13 protein-coding genes are annotated in these 17523 nt (G+C 39.5%); 6 read left to right on the forward strand and 7 right to left on the reverse strand.

Features of this window, described 5'->3' with window-relative positions:
- Window positions 1-10: 10 nt before the first annotated feature.
- Window positions 11-1075, forward strand: coding sequence for a serine hydrolase domain-containing protein (locus JOD18_RS08865; protein ID WP_204668597.1), 1065 nt, complete (start codon window positions 11-13; stop codon window positions 1073-1075).
- Between the two features lie 61 nt (window positions 1076-1136).
- On the opposite strand, the gene JOD18_RS08870 is transcribed toward JOD18_RS08865, so the two are convergent.
- The gene (locus tag JOD18_RS08870; protein ID WP_204668678.1) at window positions 1137-2270 is read right to left on the reverse strand and encodes an IscS subfamily cysteine desulfurase; all 1134 of its coding nucleotides are present in this window, start codon (window positions 2268-2270) and stop codon (window positions 1137-1139) included.
- Window positions 2271-2389: 119 nt separating this feature from the next.
- Here JOD18_RS08870 and nadB point away from each other — a divergent pair, with 119 nt between their 5' ends.
- The 3 genes from nadB to nadA all read left to right on the forward strand — a co-directional run bounded on the left by nadB (window position 2390) and on the right by nadA (window position 5946).
- Window positions 2390-3967: an L-aspartate oxidase gene (gene nadB / locus JOD18_RS08875; protein WP_204668598.1), complete on the forward strand. Its 1578-nt coding sequence runs from the start codon at window positions 2390-2392 to the stop codon at window positions 3965-3967.
- On the forward strand, window positions 3936-4769 hold the full coding sequence (nadC, locus tag JOD18_RS08880) for a carboxylating nicotinate-nucleotide diphosphorylase (RefSeq protein ID WP_204668599.1): 834 nt from the start codon (window positions 3936-3938) through the stop codon (window positions 4767-4769). The genes nadB and nadC overlap by 32 nt, the downstream gene beginning before the upstream one ends.
- Window positions 4770-4842: 73 nt before the next feature.
- Window positions 4843-5946, forward strand: coding sequence for a quinolinate synthase NadA (gene nadA / locus JOD18_RS08885; RefSeq protein ID WP_204668600.1), 1104 nt, complete (start codon window positions 4843-4845; stop codon window positions 5944-5946).
- 97 nt (window positions 5947-6043) lie between these two features.
- On the opposite strand, the gene JOD18_RS08890 is transcribed toward nadA, so the two are convergent.
- The 6 genes from JOD18_RS08890 to JOD18_RS08915 form a co-directional block, all read right to left on the reverse strand.
- Window positions 6044-7399 (reverse strand): sulfatase family protein, encoded by a 1356-nt coding sequence (locus JOD18_RS08890; protein WP_204668601.1) that lies wholly within the window; start codon window positions 7397-7399, stop codon window positions 6044-6046.
- A 372-nt stretch (window positions 7400-7771) separates the two neighbouring features.
- Window positions 7772-8650, reverse strand: a complete 879-nt coding sequence (locus tag JOD18_RS08895; RefSeq protein WP_204668602.1) for a carbohydrate ABC transporter permease — start codon at window positions 8648-8650, stop codon at window positions 7772-7774.
- Between the two features lie 13 nt (window positions 8651-8663).
- A complete protein-coding gene (locus tag JOD18_RS08900) occupies window positions 8664-9617 on the reverse strand; it encodes a carbohydrate ABC transporter permease (protein WP_204668603.1) in 954 nt (317 codons plus the stop codon).
- A gap of 68 nt (window positions 9618-9685) precedes the next feature.
- Window positions 9686-11113, reverse strand: coding sequence for an extracellular solute-binding protein (locus tag JOD18_RS08905; protein ID WP_204668604.1), 1428 nt, complete (start codon window positions 11111-11113; stop codon window positions 9686-9688).
- Between the two features lie 101 nt (window positions 11114-11214).
- A complete protein-coding gene (locus JOD18_RS08910; RefSeq protein ID WP_204668605.1) occupies window positions 11215-11952 on the reverse strand; it encodes a response regulator transcription factor in 738 nt (245 codons plus the stop codon).
- Window positions 11945-13816, reverse strand: a complete 1872-nt coding sequence (locus JOD18_RS08915; protein ID WP_204668606.1) for a cache domain-containing sensor histidine kinase — start codon at window positions 13814-13816, stop codon at window positions 11945-11947. The genes JOD18_RS08910 and JOD18_RS08915 overlap by 8 nt, the downstream gene beginning before the upstream one ends.
- A 402-nt stretch (window positions 13817-14218) precedes the next feature.
- On the opposite strand from JOD18_RS08915, the gene JOD18_RS08920 reads away from it, so the two are divergent.
- Window positions 14219-14722 carry a hypothetical protein gene (locus JOD18_RS08920; protein WP_204668607.1) on the forward strand — a complete coding sequence of 168 codons (504 nt, stop codon included), beginning with the start codon at window positions 14219-14221 and terminating at the stop codon, window positions 14720-14722.
- A 749-nt stretch (window positions 14723-15471) separates the two neighbouring features.
- The gene (locus tag JOD18_RS08925; protein ID WP_239588014.1) at window positions 15472-17400 is read left to right on the forward strand and encodes a CDP-glycerol glycerophosphotransferase family protein; all 1929 of its coding nucleotides are present in this window, start codon (window positions 15472-15474) and stop codon (window positions 17398-17400) included.
- The last annotated feature ends 123 nt before the right edge of the window (window positions 17401-17523 follow it).

Raw genomic sequence — 17523 nt, forward strand, 5'->3', positions numbered from 1 at the left:
AGGCTTTATAATGGCAAAAAAATTAGATGAATCTTTTCTCCATCATACTGTCAAGCAAATGATTAACAAACGCAACAATTTCGGAGCTGTTTTGTGTGTTGAACAAGGGAACAATGCTTTTTCCTGGGTCGGATCAGCAGGAAACATGGAAGCAGATGACCGTTATTTTATTGCCAGTGTTACGAAATTATATGTTACAGCTGTTGTTTTGAAATTAAGAGCGAAAAATCAGTTGCAATTGGAAGACCCGATAACAAACTATTTGTCTGAAGATATCATTCATGGCATTCATGTTCTAGATGGAGTTGATTATTCTAATGACATTACGATAAAACATTTGATCTCCAATACATCAGGTATACCGGATTACTTCGCCTATAAGCAATCCAATGGGAAAACAGCCGCTTCACAGCTTTTCAATGGCCAAGACGAGGATTGGCCTTTAGAAAAAACGTTGGATCTGGCAAAAGAATTAAAGCCAAAATTCAAACCCGGAGAAAGAGGAAAAGTCAATTATTCGGATACAAACTATCAACTTTTAGGAAAGATCATTGAGAATATTACTGGACTGAATATGTCAGACGTGTTTAAAACGTTCATATTTGATGAGTTGGGGTTATCAAAAACGTACGTATACGGAGATACCAATGAGGCTGAACCTGTGTCTTTATACTATAAAGCTAAGACTTTGCACCTTCCCCGATATATGGCTTCCATTACTCCAGAAGGGGGAATTGTGTCGACTGCTAAAGAAACGATGACTTTTTTAAAAGCATTTTTCAACGGTCATTTTTTCCCAAAAGAAGAACTAGAAGAACTCAAACAATGGAAGATGATCTTTTTTCCGGGACAATTTTATTATGGCATTGGATTGGAGAAGTTATGGACGCCTCGAATCATTTCACCGTTCAAGCCAATCAATGAAATATTAGGCTTTTGGGGGCAGTCAGGTGCCTTTGCTTTTTACAATCCTGAGCGAGATGTCTACTTTACAGGTACGATTAATCAGGCCAGCGGTTGGGGACATAGTGCGGCTCACAAAGCCATGATAAAAACAATTAAGGCTATCCCTTAAAACAAATTATCTAACTCCAAACGGTCTTTAATTTCCCTTGTCGCAAACCGCTGTTGATTATCTAACTTCCTTTATTTGGCTGGGAAGAAACCAGGCTAACCAATACCTTTCCTAACTGCCGTACGGTTTCTTCTGTCGAGTCTATTCCCAAAGAGATACGAATAAATTCTTTTGCTGCTTTTCCGGTTACCCCAAGAGCTGCCATTGCATTGGCAGGAGTCTGCTGCCCTATGTGACAGGCACTTCCAGTTGAAATCGCATAACCATAACGGTTGCATTCCAGCATAACCAGCTGTCCTTCCAGTCCCTTAAGCCGCATGCCAATAATAGCGGGAAGGTCGGCAGGATATACAATTGTCTGTTCGTCTATCTCCCCTATCGCCTCCAAAAAATGCTGTCGCAGCTGCATCAATTGATGATGTTGTTCCTTTAATTTGGCGGTAATTTTTTGTGCAGATAAGGTCATGGCCGCAATAGCTGGGACATTGACCGTACCCGGACGAAATCCCCTTTCATGACTTGTATTTGGATAAAAAGGCTGCCAATGAAGGCGTGGATCGATATAAACCATACCAACTCCCTTAGGACCATAAAATTTATGGCCAGAAATGGACAAACTATCCACAGCCTGCGTCAGTTCTTGAAGATTTACTTTGCCAAAAGTTTGCACACAATCACTGTGCAGCAGAAGATCATTCTTTCGGCAAAGTTTACTAATTTCCTTAATTGGCTGAATGGTGCCAATTTCTGAATTACCATGCTGAATCGCGACTAGTACGGTCTCTTTCCGAATAGCATGTTCTAACTCCTTCAAATCAATATGTCCCTTCTGGTTAAAAGGCAAGGCTGTCACTTCATACCCTTCTTGCTTTAGTTTTTCTAATGTATGCTGAACGGAATCATGTTCAGCGATACTTGTAATGATATGTCTGCCTTCTTTTAATGTAGAGGATAGTAAGGCTTGAATCGCTAGAAAGTTCCCTTCTGATCCGCCGCTTGTAAAATATACCCCTTCTTTATGAGCACCCAACATAAGTGCGAATTCTTCACGGCAAGTTTCCAATAACTGCTTCGCTTGACTGCCAATATCATGGAGGCTGCTTGTATTTCCAAAACAGGTAGCAGCGGTTTGGACATAAAGCTGCGCAGCTTCCTTATCAAGCGGACATGTCGCTGCATAATCAAAGTATAGTATGATAATCGCTCCTTTTTTCAAAAAAACTCTTGTCATAAGTGTAATCTTATGTAAATATATATGTCAAGACACATGTAAATACATAAAATCTTTGACTAAGCTTAACAGAGGAGAGGATTATGAGACAAACAGACGTATTAATTATCGGAAGCGGAGTCGCTGCCTTTCAATTAGCTAATAAGCTGCGACACGATATAAATGTGATAATTATCACAAAATCAATGATTACAGAAACCAATTCTTATTTGGCACAGGGCGGCATTGCTGCAGCTCTTAGTGATCAAGACAATTCTGCCAAACATTTTAAGGATACACTTGAAGCCGGGCGTTATCACAATGATCCCGAGGCCGTCAAAACGTTAACTTCAGAAGCCCCTGCCCTGATCAAGGCACTGCAGCAACAGGGATGTTTATTTGATAAAGATAAACAGGGACAATTACTGCTGGGCTTAGAGGGCGCGCACAGTGAGAAAAGAATTGTTCATGGCGGCGGTGATGCAACAGGAAAAACTCTGATGGATTTCTTGATCGCCTATACCTCCAGTCATGTAGAGATTTTAGAAAATTATTATGTGTACGAATTGTTAGTTAAAAACAATCGCTGTGTTGGTGTCAAAGCAAAAGGGTCTGACCAGCAAGTAGAAATCTTTGCTGCTCGACATATTATTTTAGCTACAGGAGGCTGTGGTCAGTTGTATCGCTACAGCTCCAATGCTGAAACAGCCACAGGAGATGGGATTGCACTTGCCTATTTAGCAGGAGCAGACATAACAGACATGGAATTTATTCAATTTCATCCTACTCTACTTTACGCTAACGGCAAAACCCACGGATTGGTGTCAGAAGCAGTTCGTGGGGAAGGCGGTCGCTTAATCACAGCTGATGGTAATGAATTGATGAGGGATGTCCATCCTTTAAGTGATTTAGCCCCCCGGCATATTGTTTCACAAACCATCTATCAATCTCTATCACGTGGAGAGCAGGTTTATTTAGATATAACACATGTAAAAAATTTTACTGCGCGATTTCCAACTATTGCACAACTATGCCGAAAAAACCATATTGATTTGACCAGCAAACAGATTCCAGTGGTTCCCGGCAGTCACTTTTTAATGGGAGGAATTAAAACAGATGTGATCGGACAAAGCAGTCTGCCAGGTTTGTATGCGTTAGGAGAAACGGCATGTACCGGCGTACACGGGGCTAACCGCCTTGCCAGCAATTCGTTATTGGAAGGTTTGTTCGCTGGAAAGAAATTAGCAGAGTGGTTAAATAAACAAGACTATACATGGGATCTGCCCCACGATATCGAAGGAAAATCGAAAAAAAGCGAGCTTGCATGCTTACCTAATCTCCATGATATCAAGCATTCTATGATGGAAAGAGTCGGAATTGTTCGCAGCCATAACGGTTTATTGGCGCAAAAAAACTGGTTAAATTCATTTCAGCTAGAGGAATATAGGCATGTAAATTTAGATGCTGCCACCACAGAAACAATAACTCGCTTTTTTATGCTGGTAACTGCTGCATTAATCACGAATGGGGCTTTACAAAGAACGGAAAGCCGTGGAGGCCATTACCGGGTAGATTTCCCTTGTGAAGATAATAACAATTGGAGACAACACCAACTTATTCAAAGGCTGGGAAGGAGACTAGAGAAACAGGATGAACAAACTAAAATTAAAACAGCAACTTGAGCAATTTTTTGTAGAAGATATTGGTGACCGAGATGTATCCAGTACCATATTCCATGAAAAACAAGCAGGACAAATCGATTTTGTGGCAAAAGCTGATGGTATTTTTTGCGGGGAAGAGATTATACATACTGGCTTTTCTATGCTTGTTGATAACGTAGAGATAGAAATGCATGTTCATGATGGAGAATCGGTAACAAAACAGCAAATACTTGCTACGATTAGCGGAAATGTGGCTCAGCTCTTACAGAGTGAGAGAGTCATTTTAAATCTAATCCAGCGAATGAGCGGGATTGCAACGCAGACACAAGCAGCTGTTTCAATCTTAAATAGTCAGCATACCAAGATATGTGACACTCGCAAGACAACACCTGGGTTACGAATGTTGGAAAAGTATGCGGTACGTTGCGGGGGTGGTGTCAATCACCGCTATGGCTTATATGATGCGGTCATGCTCAAGGATAATCATATTGCCTTTGCTGGTTCCATTACAAAGGCAGTGGAAGCAGTCCGACAACGCGTAGGACATATGGTCAAAATTGAAGTGGAGATCGAAACAAAAGCACAGATGCTGGAAGCTATTGAAGCGCAGGCAGATGTGATTATGTTTGATAATCGCCAACCGGAAGAAATCAAGATGTGGATTCAAGAAGTGCCGGACACTATTGTGACAGAAGCCTCTGGAGGAATCACACTGGAACGTTTAGCCGATTATAGGGAAGCAGGTGTCGATTATATTTCTTTAGGCTTTCTGACACATTCTATTTCGTCTTTGGATATTAGCGCCAAGGTCACCATCGAGTAGTGTAGATCACATTTCGCATCGAAAGAACTGGAATAAGCAGCTTTTATATATATAACAAAATGGAGGGAAACAAATGAGTTTATTACAAGCTTTACAAGCACACACACTTCCAGAAAAGTATCGCAACATGTCAACAGCCGAATTAGAACGAAAGGTGCACAGCATCAAGGAAGAAATGGGCGAAAGATTATTTATTCCATGTCATCATTATCAGAAAGATGAGGTTTTTCAATTTGCCGATGTAACAGGCGATTCCTTAAAACTTGCACAGTTATCACAGGCAAACCGGAAAGCGGAATATATCGCATTTTGCGGCGTACATTTCATGGCAGAAACGGCCGATATTTTAACTGCAGAAAATCAGCAGGTGTTTCTGCCGGATATGCGGGCAGGTTGTTCTATGGCTGATATGGCTGATATTTATCAAACCGAACGTGCTTGGGACAAATTGCAATCATTATTTGGTGATACACTGCTTCCTTTGACATATGTCAATTCAACGGCAGCTATTAAAGCTTTTGTTGGTAAGCATGGCGGAGCTACTGTTACTTCATCCAATGCAGAACAAATGGTACAGTGGGCTTTTTCGCAAAAAGAACGCATTCTTTTCTTACCTGACCAGCATTTAGGCAGAAATACTGCCTATAATTTGGGTGTGCGCTTAGAGGAAATGGCCATTTGGGATCCGATCGAGAACAAGCTAGTATTTGACGGACCACTGGAAACAGCGAAAGTGATCCTTTGGAAAGGCCATTGCTCTGTGCATGAGAATTTTACTGTGGCTAATGTACAACAAGTGCGTAAAAATTATCCGAATATGAAGATTATCGTGCATCCGGAATGCAGCCGGGAAGTGGTAGAACTTGCCGATTTAGCCGGATCGACGAATTATATTATCCAGGCCATTGAACAAGCAGAGCCAGACTCTTCATGGGCAATTGGAACCGAAATGAATCTTGTGAACCGGATTATTCAACAGCATCCAGATAAACAAATCATTTCCTTAAATCCGCATATGTGTCCTTGCCTGACAATGAATCGAATTGATTTGCCTCATCTTGCCTGGTGCTTGGACTCCATTAAACAAGGAGAAAGACGCAATATCATTCAAGTGGATCAACAGACAACTGGCTTTGCGACGCAGGCATTAGAGAGAATGCTGGCATTATCGGTATGATTCGGGGGAATTTATAAAAACAGGAGAGCCATTCCGAAAGTAGGGCTCTCCTGTTTCCTTTTTCACCTGGTTAACCGGAAATTGGAATACAAATTCTTTACCCCTGATCACTGCCTGCTCGGATTTCCATTGCCCGTTGACCGCTAGGTTCTTCCGCTGCACTAATAATTTCCGGGTTCTTTCCCTCTATTGCCGCTATTCGATCTAACAGCTTTTGTTTTAATTCACTTTTTACGTGATGAAAAGCATCTAATTGAATAATATTATTTAATTCATGTGGATCTGCATGCAGATCATATAAAAATTCTTCTTCATACGTATCAGAATAGGAATCATTCCAACTGTCTTTCTTTGGTGCAGATACACTGTATTTCCATCTACTGGTCCTGATCCCTCTGCCCACTTGTGATTCACTGATTTGATAAAATATTTCCTGCGGCCAGTCTGTGTCCGTATGAGCTAATAGTGATAAGACAGACCTTCCTTGCATATGATTCGGGACACTAATGCCAGCCGCTCCAAGCAAGGTAGGTGGCAGGTCGATTAAACTTACCAGTTCTTTTACTTGTCCTCCCCCATTAAAACCCGGTCCAACTAAGGCTGTAGGCACACGTAAAGAACTATCATGACATGATCGTTTATATTCACTGTTTCTTGTTTTGAAATGGCAGCCATGGTCAGAGGTATATAATATAATTGTATGTTCATCCATCTGCAGGCTTTTCAAACCATCCCGCACCCTGCCAAGTGCTTCATCAAGCTTTTTCACCATACCATAGTATCCTCCCAAATGCTGAGCCGAGGTACCACCTAGTGCCGACAAGTCGGCTGGAGACCATTTTCCTGTATAGCGTTCCTCATAGCCATCTGGGGCTGGGTAACTATCCAAATGATTCTGATGGTGTGGTTCTAAATAGGACACAAATAGAAAAAAAGGATCTTCTTGATGACGATCAATAAAGCGAATAACCTCATCAGTCATCGCATCCACACGATAACCCGGTAATTTCGTTGTTTCATTATCATCGTTGTATAATACGGTATCATAAGCATCCGAGCATAGTTCCAACGCATTGGAACCAAGCCATTCTTCATACCCGCCTCGCTGTTCCTTCGGTACTGGCTCTTGATCGGCCAAATGCCATTTTCCAATATAACCTGTCTGATAACCTGCCTCTTTAAAATAAGCCGCCAGTGTCGTTTCCACTCGATCAAGTGAAATACCATTACGAAATACACCGTTCTCTGTGGCATATCGGCCTGTTTGTAAGCAAGCACGTGCCGGAGCACAAACAGGCTGACAAGTGAACGAGTGATAAATATGTGTCCCCTCTCTTGCCATCCGGTCAAAATTTGGTGTTAAATCAAGTGGATTACCATGTATCCCTGTAGTATCCCACCTTTGTTGATCTGTGAAAAAAACAATAACATTTGGTTTGCGATTATCTGTCATTAGGCTACTCCTCCTATACATGTGTTCAAAAAGGTCGAGAAAAAAGACCATCATCGGTTAAATTCGCAACATCGTGTTGCAACAACGATACTAGCACATCATGTGCGTCGAAAGTTCGAGGCAGCGCAGCTTTGAATAGCGAGCCGACTTCAGCGAAACCACTGCTTCGCTGGCTTGCACCGAGGAATTTTGCTTCTCAGCATTCACTTGAAGACGCAGGTGCAGAACGTTTTTTTATATATGCCATTAATACATGAGCAGACGATCTTGCCCGTAGAAAAAGTGGTCTTCTTTTTTTAAGGAACGGAAAAGCAAGCTAATTCCTACATTCGACGTGTCATTTTTATTGGCCTTTTTGAACATTCTTTATATTTAACCTTTTACCGCACCAGCAACACCATCTACAAAATAACGCTGGAAAAATAAGAAAACCAGTAAAATAGGGATAAAAGAAATCGTCGCACCTGCTGCCATCCCGACTAAATCAGCTGAATTATCCTCGACAAAGGAATACATACCAACTCCTAATGTCCGTAAATCAGGCCGATGAATGGTAAAAACCAGTGGAATGAAGAAACTATTCCAAGTTTGAATAAACTGCAGAATAAAAGTGGAGGCAATCACAGGCTTCGCCAGAGGTAGCATAATGATCAAGAAAGTCCGCATAAAGCCTGCACCATCCATTTTCCCCGCTTCTTCCAATTCCTTTGGCAGTCCTCTGAAATAAGCAGCAAACAGTAAAATATACAACACATGTGTCCCTCCAGACTCGGCTAGCACCAAGCCGCTCATCGAACCGCCTATCCCCAGAGCATTAATTAACTGCCAAAGCGGGATGATAGTATAACCGGCAGGGATAAACATCGTTGCTACAATTGCCGCCATAATAACCGTCTTGCCAGGAAAGGTGTATCTCCCTAACACATAGCCTGTCATACAACATAAGACTAACACAATCAGCACAACGGACACAGTAAACACAACTGTATTGAAAAAATAACCGCTAAAATTAGCCAATTCCCATGCATTAACATAATTCGAAAAATTCATGTTCTCGATAACATTCCCCCAGTTCCATGGTAGAAAATCACTCCAGTTCGCACTGTTTGGCAATAAAGAAGTAGATCCAGAGAACATTTCCCGGTTTGTCTTAAAAGACGATGTGATAGTCCAGATCAATGGATAAACCCAAATTAGTGTAATCACCAAAAATAACAGATGTAAGATAATCTTTATCATTCTTTTGTTCATGTCACACCCCCCTTTATGTGGTCTTTGTACTGCCAAACTTTCGTACCAAAATGCCCAGTATAATAGAGATAATCATTGTCGCAAAACCATATATAATCCCTGCTGCTGAAGCAAATCCCATCCGCGGGAATCCGCCTTCTATTTCAAATGCATACCGATAAATATATAACGGGACTACATCTGTACCAAAATATGGCCCGCCATTGGTAAAGGTCTTGACTAAATCAAAGACATTAAAGGCCCATACCGTTTGGAAAAAGGTAATCACCACCAGAAAAGGAATCAAAAGCGGCAGGGTGATATAGATAAACTGCTGCACAATACCAGCTCCATCTACTCGTGCTGCTTCATATAAATCCTTCGGCAATGTTTGCAGGCCTGCCAGCCAGTAAATCACTTTAATACCGAACCCTTTCCAAACACCGACCAAAATCAAGGCCACCATTGCAAATGCAGTATTACCCAGCCAGTTAATCGGCTCTTGAATCACTCCAATATTCAGCAGCACCTCATTTAAGAAGCCACCTTCAAATGCAAAGATATTCTTCATAATAATACCGACAATTGCCATGGTTAATACAACTGGCAGGAAAAACATCGACCGAAAGAAAGTGGCAAACTTCAATTTGGGACTATTTAATATAATCGCTACAATTAACGAAGTCGGGACCACGATAACAACCAAACCAATGGTATAAATAAAACTATTCTTAAATGCTCCCCAAAAATAAGAATCTTGTAACACCTCGACAAAATTTTGAAATCCGATAAAATGGGTCGGCCAGCCTGTTCCATTCCAATTAAAGAAACCAAAATAATAACTAGCAATAATCGGCCATAAAGTAAATGCCAAGTAGATTACTAATTGCGGAAATAAAAAGATATAACACCACATCACTTCTCTTCTTCTGATGGTGGAGATATGCTTCTTTTTTGCAGATCGTTTTGCTGTACTTACAACCTCCATAGCTGTTCCTCCTTATCATAAAATCTGAGATCATGAGCTTAACCCCTGCAGGAATTAAGCTCATGGCATTATTCGACAAGGTAATCTTTTGTTCCATCAAAATCTGGGAATGTGAAATTATCTTGAGAAACGTTTTCCCCTTCCGCTTGGACATTCTCTATCGCCTGCTGAAACCGTTCATTATAGGCATCATTTATTTTGGTTAATTCGGACTGCCAATCATCAATTTCACCAATATAGGCCCCTTGGACAACCTGCCAGAATTTCTGCGGTTCCGAAAGAGCTGCTTCTTCTTGTTTGACTTTAAAAGCAGCCTCATCTTGTTCAAATACTGGACGAGCAACAACAGTCTCTTCAAACACGTTAGCTAAGTTTTTCAATTGCTCATTGTCGATTTCATCTAAGTTACTGTCAAGCGGGGAAAGCAATAAATCTTCTGCTTGCTGCCTCTCATAAAATTCTTGAGAACTAAACCAATCGATCAGTTTCCCTGCTGCCTCTGGATGCTCTGTGGTAGACGAAATATAAGCATTAAAATCGGCACCTAATGACAATTGGCTATGTTGCATTTCCTCTTCTAGTACTGGAATCGGTGCAACATTATAATCCTCTACCCCATCTAATTCAAATTCATTAACGCGGACAAAATGATGGCCATTAAAGCCGAAAGCAGCTTGTTTGTTAGCCCACAATCCTTGGTAATCTAATAATTCTTGTGTAGGCGAATTAGGATGGATCACACCTTCATCACGCATCTTTAAGAGAAATTCCATCGCCTCGATAACATGGGGCGAATCTAAATCATATGCCCCTTTTTGATGGTCAAAACCATTGGTATCTAAAGTCGGCTGCATCGCCTGTGCAAGAAGAATCACATGTGGAAAATCTTCATTTAATGGCACTGCAAATCCATATGCTCCATCCACATTCTCGGTAATCTGTTTTGACATTTCTAATAATTCATCCCATGTTTGAGGTGGCGCATTAGGATCTAAACCTGCTTCCTCCATTAAATCCGTATGATAATATAAAGCAGATCCCCTTTTCGCCACAATACGCGGGAATGTATACGTGTCATCACCAATAATATTAATCCCTTCGGCAAAAGCAGAGTCCGGAAAGTCATCCCTAAAGCCGTCCCTCACATAATCATCAAGCGGCTGGACCCAATCATTTTCGATTAAATCAATTAAGGAAAAATTACCGGTAGGCTGAATAACATCAGGCAAGTCACCAGATGAAGCTAAAGCTAATAATGTATCATTATAATTGCTACCATGGGCATAAGATATCTCCACATGGATATCCGGATTCGCCTCCATAAATTCCTCTACCATCCGTTCACCAAAGTTGCCTTTATTAAATTGTCCATGAGATGAAAATAACGATATGGTTACCTTATCCTCGTCTCCGCTGTTCTCATTATTACTGGCTCCACTGGAACAAGCGGCTAATAAAAATAAACATACCAAAAGAATTGCAACTAGTTTCTTCACTGTTTATTCCCCCTTAGAATAGTTAATAATTACATACTATATTGAAAGCGTTTACTTAACAATGAAGTCAAAGTTTGCAATCCATAGGTGTTTTTTTGCATTTACAAATTCTTTTGTAAATTCTCTCGGTATCTTTCCGGCGAAACACCTAATTCCTTTTTAAAAAGACGATAAAAATGCTGATAATCACTATAGCCAACCGTATTGCTAATTTCATTGATTTGATATATTGGATTCTTTAACAGTTCACACGCCCTTTCTATTCTGGTTTTCGTTAGATAATGAATAAAGGTATTGCCTGTCTGTTGTTTAAATTTTCTGCTAAATGAACTAGGATTCATCTGGACATAATTTGCAACACTGGATAAGGTGGCATCACTCAGATGTAAATCTACCCAATTCTTAGCTAAGTCAATTTTATCCTCTGCTTCCGTTCCCCTTGCTAGATCTGTTACAAAGCCAGACACATTCAGCTCTTCCCGGATTCTATGGATAGTCATACGCAACTCTTCTTCATCGATCGGCTTTGTTAAATAATCAAAAGCTTTCAATTTCATCGCTCTGCGTACATATTCAAAATTAGGATAACCGCTCACATAGATCACAACCACTTTTTTCCGGCGGTTATACAGGATGGATTCAATAAATTCTAATCCATCTTGGCCAGGCATCTTGACATCTGTAAAGATGACGTCTGGACGATTTTTATCAAAGGCTATTCTTGCTTCCTTCCCGTTTCGTGCAACAGCCACCACTTGAAAATCCTTAAACCGCTCAATTTTCCGTTTTAATGCCTCACGAAACAAACGTTCATCTTCGACTATTAATGTTTTAATCATCATGCTCCACCTCATCTTGGATATGAATGGTTATTTTTGTCCCTTGGTCTTCTTTACTATCGATCGTGATCTGGCATCTGCTGCCGTAAATCAACATAAACCGTTTAATAATATTCTTGATGCCTGATAGACGTACTTGTTTACTGTCTTGACCGAACATAACCGGGTTATGTTTGATATAAGCTACAAAACCTCTTAGATTTTTGAGTTGTTGCTGACTCATACCTATCCCGTTATCTTCTACAATAATTTCCACATCTGTATCATATTTTTTAATGGATATATGGATCAGCCCAGGCTCTTCTTTCGGTTCTATCCCATGGAGAAAGGCATTCTCTACTATGGGCTGGAGCATTAACCGATTAATTTTCCAATCATATAAGGCTTCATCAATATCCCAGTTCACCCGAAACGTATCTTCATGACGAATTTTCTGAATATCGATAAAGATGTCAATATGCTCCAGCTCTTCACTCAGGCTGATTTTGGACGTCGTTGATTTTACAGAATAGGATAGTAATTGCGATAATAAATATACCGCCCGATCAATTTTTTCCAACTCTTCTAACTCAGCTAAACTTTGAATGCTAGAAAGCGTATTATTCAAAAAATGAGGATTAATTTGAGCTTCTAACTGACCAAGCTCCGCCTCTCTTTGTCTTAATAAAGCTTCTTGCTGCAGTAATTGGTGTTCCCTTGTTTGAATTTCTAATTGATGTTGTTTATTGATGGAAAGATAAAGCGTGAACGTTAATTGATTCAGCCGCTCTACCGTTCGATTATATTGATTCACAATGGGCTCCAGTTCAATGATCTTCGCATCTTGTAATGTACTGGTAAAATCACCGCTTCCCAATTTTTTGATAGCATGATTAATATTATGTATTGGTTTTAAAGTAGCATAAGAAACATTCCAATAAATCACCAGCAGAATCATTAAGGTAATGATACTAATCATAAATACTACCTTCATTAAACTAATCGCCCCTTCGTTTATTTCTTGTTTAGGGACAATTCCGATAAAGGTCCAATTCAAGTACTCCGAGTTCTCGTACACTACCAGTGTTTCGACTCCATCTCTATTTACATAAAACTCTCCTTTTGACTTATTGATATCGATCTGTTCAATAAAGTCAAACTCTGCATGGTCGCCAATAAGCTGCTGATCTGGATGATAAACAATCTTATGCTGGCTGTCAAAGGCCATTACCTCGCCACTATCTCCTATTTCCACTGATTGAAAACGCTTAAATATTTCATCAGAATGAATATCTACTTTTATCACACCCTCCCACTGATAAGAGGGCATTATCCATAATGGACGAACAATAGAAAAGACGAATTGATCACCGCCATATGTTTGGTAGGCAGGGCCGTAAATAAATGGCTGATTCATCTTTTGTGACCGTTCTATAAATGGTTCATTCGCAAAATGATAGTCTGGATCCATAGAATAAGACGTTCCGCTGGATAATATTCCATCCAGCTTGGTAAGGACAAGCACCCCCCTGATATGTTGCTGCCAGCCAAAGATATCATTAATATTCCTTTTCACATCGATCATTTTTCTTGGATATTGGCCCCAATCTTCACCTGGAATTCTGATTAATTCCTGTAATCCTTGATCAAGCCAGACAGGAACAATCGAAGATTCATACTGTTCAAATGTATTCTCAATCTGTTGTTTTAGCGGAAAAAGAATCTGTTCAGAATATCGGATGGTTAATTTCTCAATATTGTTCATATATGTATAATATCCATAACCACCTATCAGGAAAGCTGGAATAAGGATAATCAACATACAAGTAATAAAGATCCGTCTGGCCAAAGAATATTTTTTCGATGGATTTAGTAATTGTTTCATATGATGGACTCCTTTGCGAAAATAAATGATACTGATACATGATAGTGCTTTCATTTCTTGATATAAAATGTATGCCAGATTTATAGAATTTAGAGTTGCTCACTTTTTGGGCATCCTAACCATATCATTTAGCAGTTATTCCAATATCTGATAAAGAAGGAAGCTATGATATGACAATCCGCTTTTTTCTATCAAATCAATTATAGATGATACTATTTCAGAATTGAAATAAGTGTGAAACTTTTAATTTATTCCGCCTAAAGCATTTCTATTTTTTGAAGATTATTGGAAATATGGTTGACTTCCTTATATGCTTCTTCCATAATGATTAAAGCTTAGCTTTATCATGTTATCTAAAATAGAATTTTTATCAATATATTAATGAGAAAGGGAGTTATTCATGTGAGGAGAAGTATGTTATGGCTAGTAGGTATTGGCCTTCTTCTGCTTGTTGCTGCTTGTAGCAATGGGAAGAAAGCAAATAGTTCTGGACAGCAGACACCTGATACCACAGAAAACGAGGACGAAATAGTACCTGAGATTGAGCTTGAATATGATACTGACGTGAGTATTCACGGCTCCACAGCAATTGTAGAAGGTACGACAAATTTAGAGAATGGTGCCCTTATTCGCTATAACGTTACCAATTATGAAGTGATGGAAATGATGGAGATAGGAGAGACCGAAGTACAGGATGGGACCTTTACAATTAAAATAGACATCTCTGAATATGACGAGGGAGAATATGAAGTATACTCCAGCTTCAATGCAATAAGGCAGCCTGATGAGATACAAGAAATCTACGGGCCGTTGGGAGAGAGAATCAAGGTAGAAGGCCCTGTAACCGACGAGGGATTAACAGAGAATGCACGAATTGCTGAGAGTGTAACTATATTCAATATCTGATTTTAAAACAGCACTGACGAATTCCGTCAATGCTGTTTTAAAGTTTAGAAAAGTGTGAGTCACTTCAGAAGTGTGCTTCACTTTCTGCCGCCTTTTGCTATGCGCACAAAAAAGATATAAAAGCGGCTTTTCGCTGGGCTTTGTTAATATAGCTTATTTGAAATTGGCTGTTAGAAGGGAGATGGACTACTCTCTTTTTCTCGGCATAATGTCTTATGCATTGATATACGATCTTTTTATGCCAGTGTAGAAGCCATGCGATTAGGTTATTTTACGATCCAGCAGAAAAACTTTGGGAACGGTATTTCCTTAATGTGTGACTATAGCGGTGCTTCTTCTTATTTGTTCACTCCCCCCTAGACATATTTGCCCTCACTTCCCCCCCGTTACCTTTACTCTCTAAATAAAGGATCAATGATATATTACCTTATCCTTGTTTATTTTTATTATGCAACACAAAGCATGTCCATTCTCATAAAAAGTTGGTACATATATCCACCCTGTTGTTATTCAAGACATTTGTCCTGTTATTACTACTTTTTTTGAGATAATTCCCAATCTATGTCATCCATAAATGAATAGTTCAGCACGTTGTCGGAAAAACTATTTTTAGGTATGATGCAAGACTACATACACCTCTTTCATTTCTGACGAGCTGATCTGGTTGGCTCCTCAGTGAAAGAGGTTGTTTTGACGGGTGATAAATGACACGTCAATAGAATGGAATACAACAAAGGAGATTGTATACCTTGGAATCCATCGTGAACAAAAGAGGAAAATATCTATTTTTAAAAGATGATTTAGAAGATTTTAATAGAATATCCTTGATAAACAGTAATCGCCGGATGCCTTTCAAGAAGTTCTATGTTTACAGGCAAGGGAAAATAGTGGTTGATGCTAATAAACAGAATGATGATATTGAAATCTTGGAAAAATACCCAAATCCCTTCTTACACAATACACATGTCGTGATTTATTGGGATCCTTCGGGCAGGCTTTCGTTTATGATCATGAGAGAGCATCGTATATTATCCGATGTAAAGGTGTTAGAAAAAGCCGAATCAACACCTGCACATCGGATGTTTACCTTTGGATTTTCGACCTCTCTTTACCTGATAGGGGCGCTTCGCTTTCGCTATGCCAATATGTCAGAAGTAAAGTTGGCAGTTGGCTACGACAAAAGCTTAGCCTATGATTTTAAGTATTTTCTGCCACGCGCTGTACGCAAGCTGGCAGCAGAGAGAACCAACAAATTGATCCTGCTTACGCAATTAGGTTTTTGCCGTCTGAAATTGTCAGACGTCCTGCAGAAATACAAAGATACAAGTGAAATCAATAATCCTATGTATATCAAAGCAAAAACGTTCGATGGATTATATTACTATTATCCGCTTAAACAGAATGGCTATGATTCCTATGACAAAAACCATTACCTTTATAGTTCCAGACGTTACACTTTAGAAAAAAACATCATCCAGGCCTTTTTACGCAAATCGATCACTGGACAATACGTATTAGTTATAAGCGATTATCTAAACAAAAACATACCGATCAAAGAAATATGGGCGAAATTCCTTTCTCTGTTTGGTAAAAAGAAAAAATTAGATATCTATTTTGAGAAATTTGCTAATGGTGCGAGTGAATCGGCATTCGAAGTATTTAAATATGCCAAGTCGCAACACGATAAAAAAGCTGTCTATATTTTGAATGCCGCACACAAACGATTTCAAGCATTACAAGCTCAATACGGCAAAGACAGTGTTGTCGCTCATAATTCCGTGAAGGCCTTTTATTATATTTTTCATGCCGATAAACTGATTTCATCGGATTTACCTACACACATTATGCGCAATCTCTATGACAACAGTAAATATATTAAGGAAGTCATACTTCGTACCAACAAGAAAATTTTCTTGCAGCATGGTGTATCACTTGCTACTAATGTGTTTGAGCGTGGTTATTATAATCGCAAAGTTCCGATTGCCCCTGATTATATTGTTACTAATTCTGCGATGGAAAGTGCTTATTTTATGAAATATCCCAAATATGAAAGAGAACAATTAATTCAAGAGGGGACGCCTAATCTTGATTTGTATGTCCATGATCAGAATAGAAAAAAGCAGGAAATCAGCTTTCTCCTAACATGGAGGCCATGGGATGTAACAGGTAAAATTGAAAAGGACTCCTATATTGATCGATATCTGCAGTTTTTGAAATTAATTCAAGCTCATGACTTTTATCAATCCATTCAAGTCAACCTCATCTTACATCCAAAGGCTAAACTATTAATTGAACATCAATTTGCGGATGTGTATGAAGCCATTGAGAGATTTATTTATGAAGGGGATATAAAAGAGGCGCTGTTGCGATCTAAAGTTGTGATTACCGATTATTCCTCGATTTGTTATTATGCCTTTGCAGGCGGCAGCAATATTATCTACTTCTGGGGCGATAAAGAGCTGGCAGAGAATGAATATGGGGCACCAAATATCTTACAGATGGATAATCGCTTTGGTGATGTGGTGTATCAAATAGATGATTCGCTCCATGAGGCCATCATCCAAAATTATACGATCGAGCAGCCCGACCCATATACGGAAAATTATCATCAGTTGGTAGAATGTACATCTGGACACAATACAGAAAATGTATACCGAGCGATCAAAAAGCTGGAATAGACGAGATTTTCTTAGAACACAAAAAAATTGTTGCACAATGTACATGCTGCATTTTGTAACAGCTTTTTTGTATGATGGATGGCTCCTTTTGATTATTGCTAGTGATGAGAAAGGGCATTCACA

Origin of the sequence: Gracilibacillus alcaliphilus, assembly GCF_016909015.1 — a bacterium.
Lineage (GTDB): Bacteria > Bacillota > Bacilli > Bacillales > Amphibacillaceae > Gracilibacillus > Gracilibacillus alcaliphilus.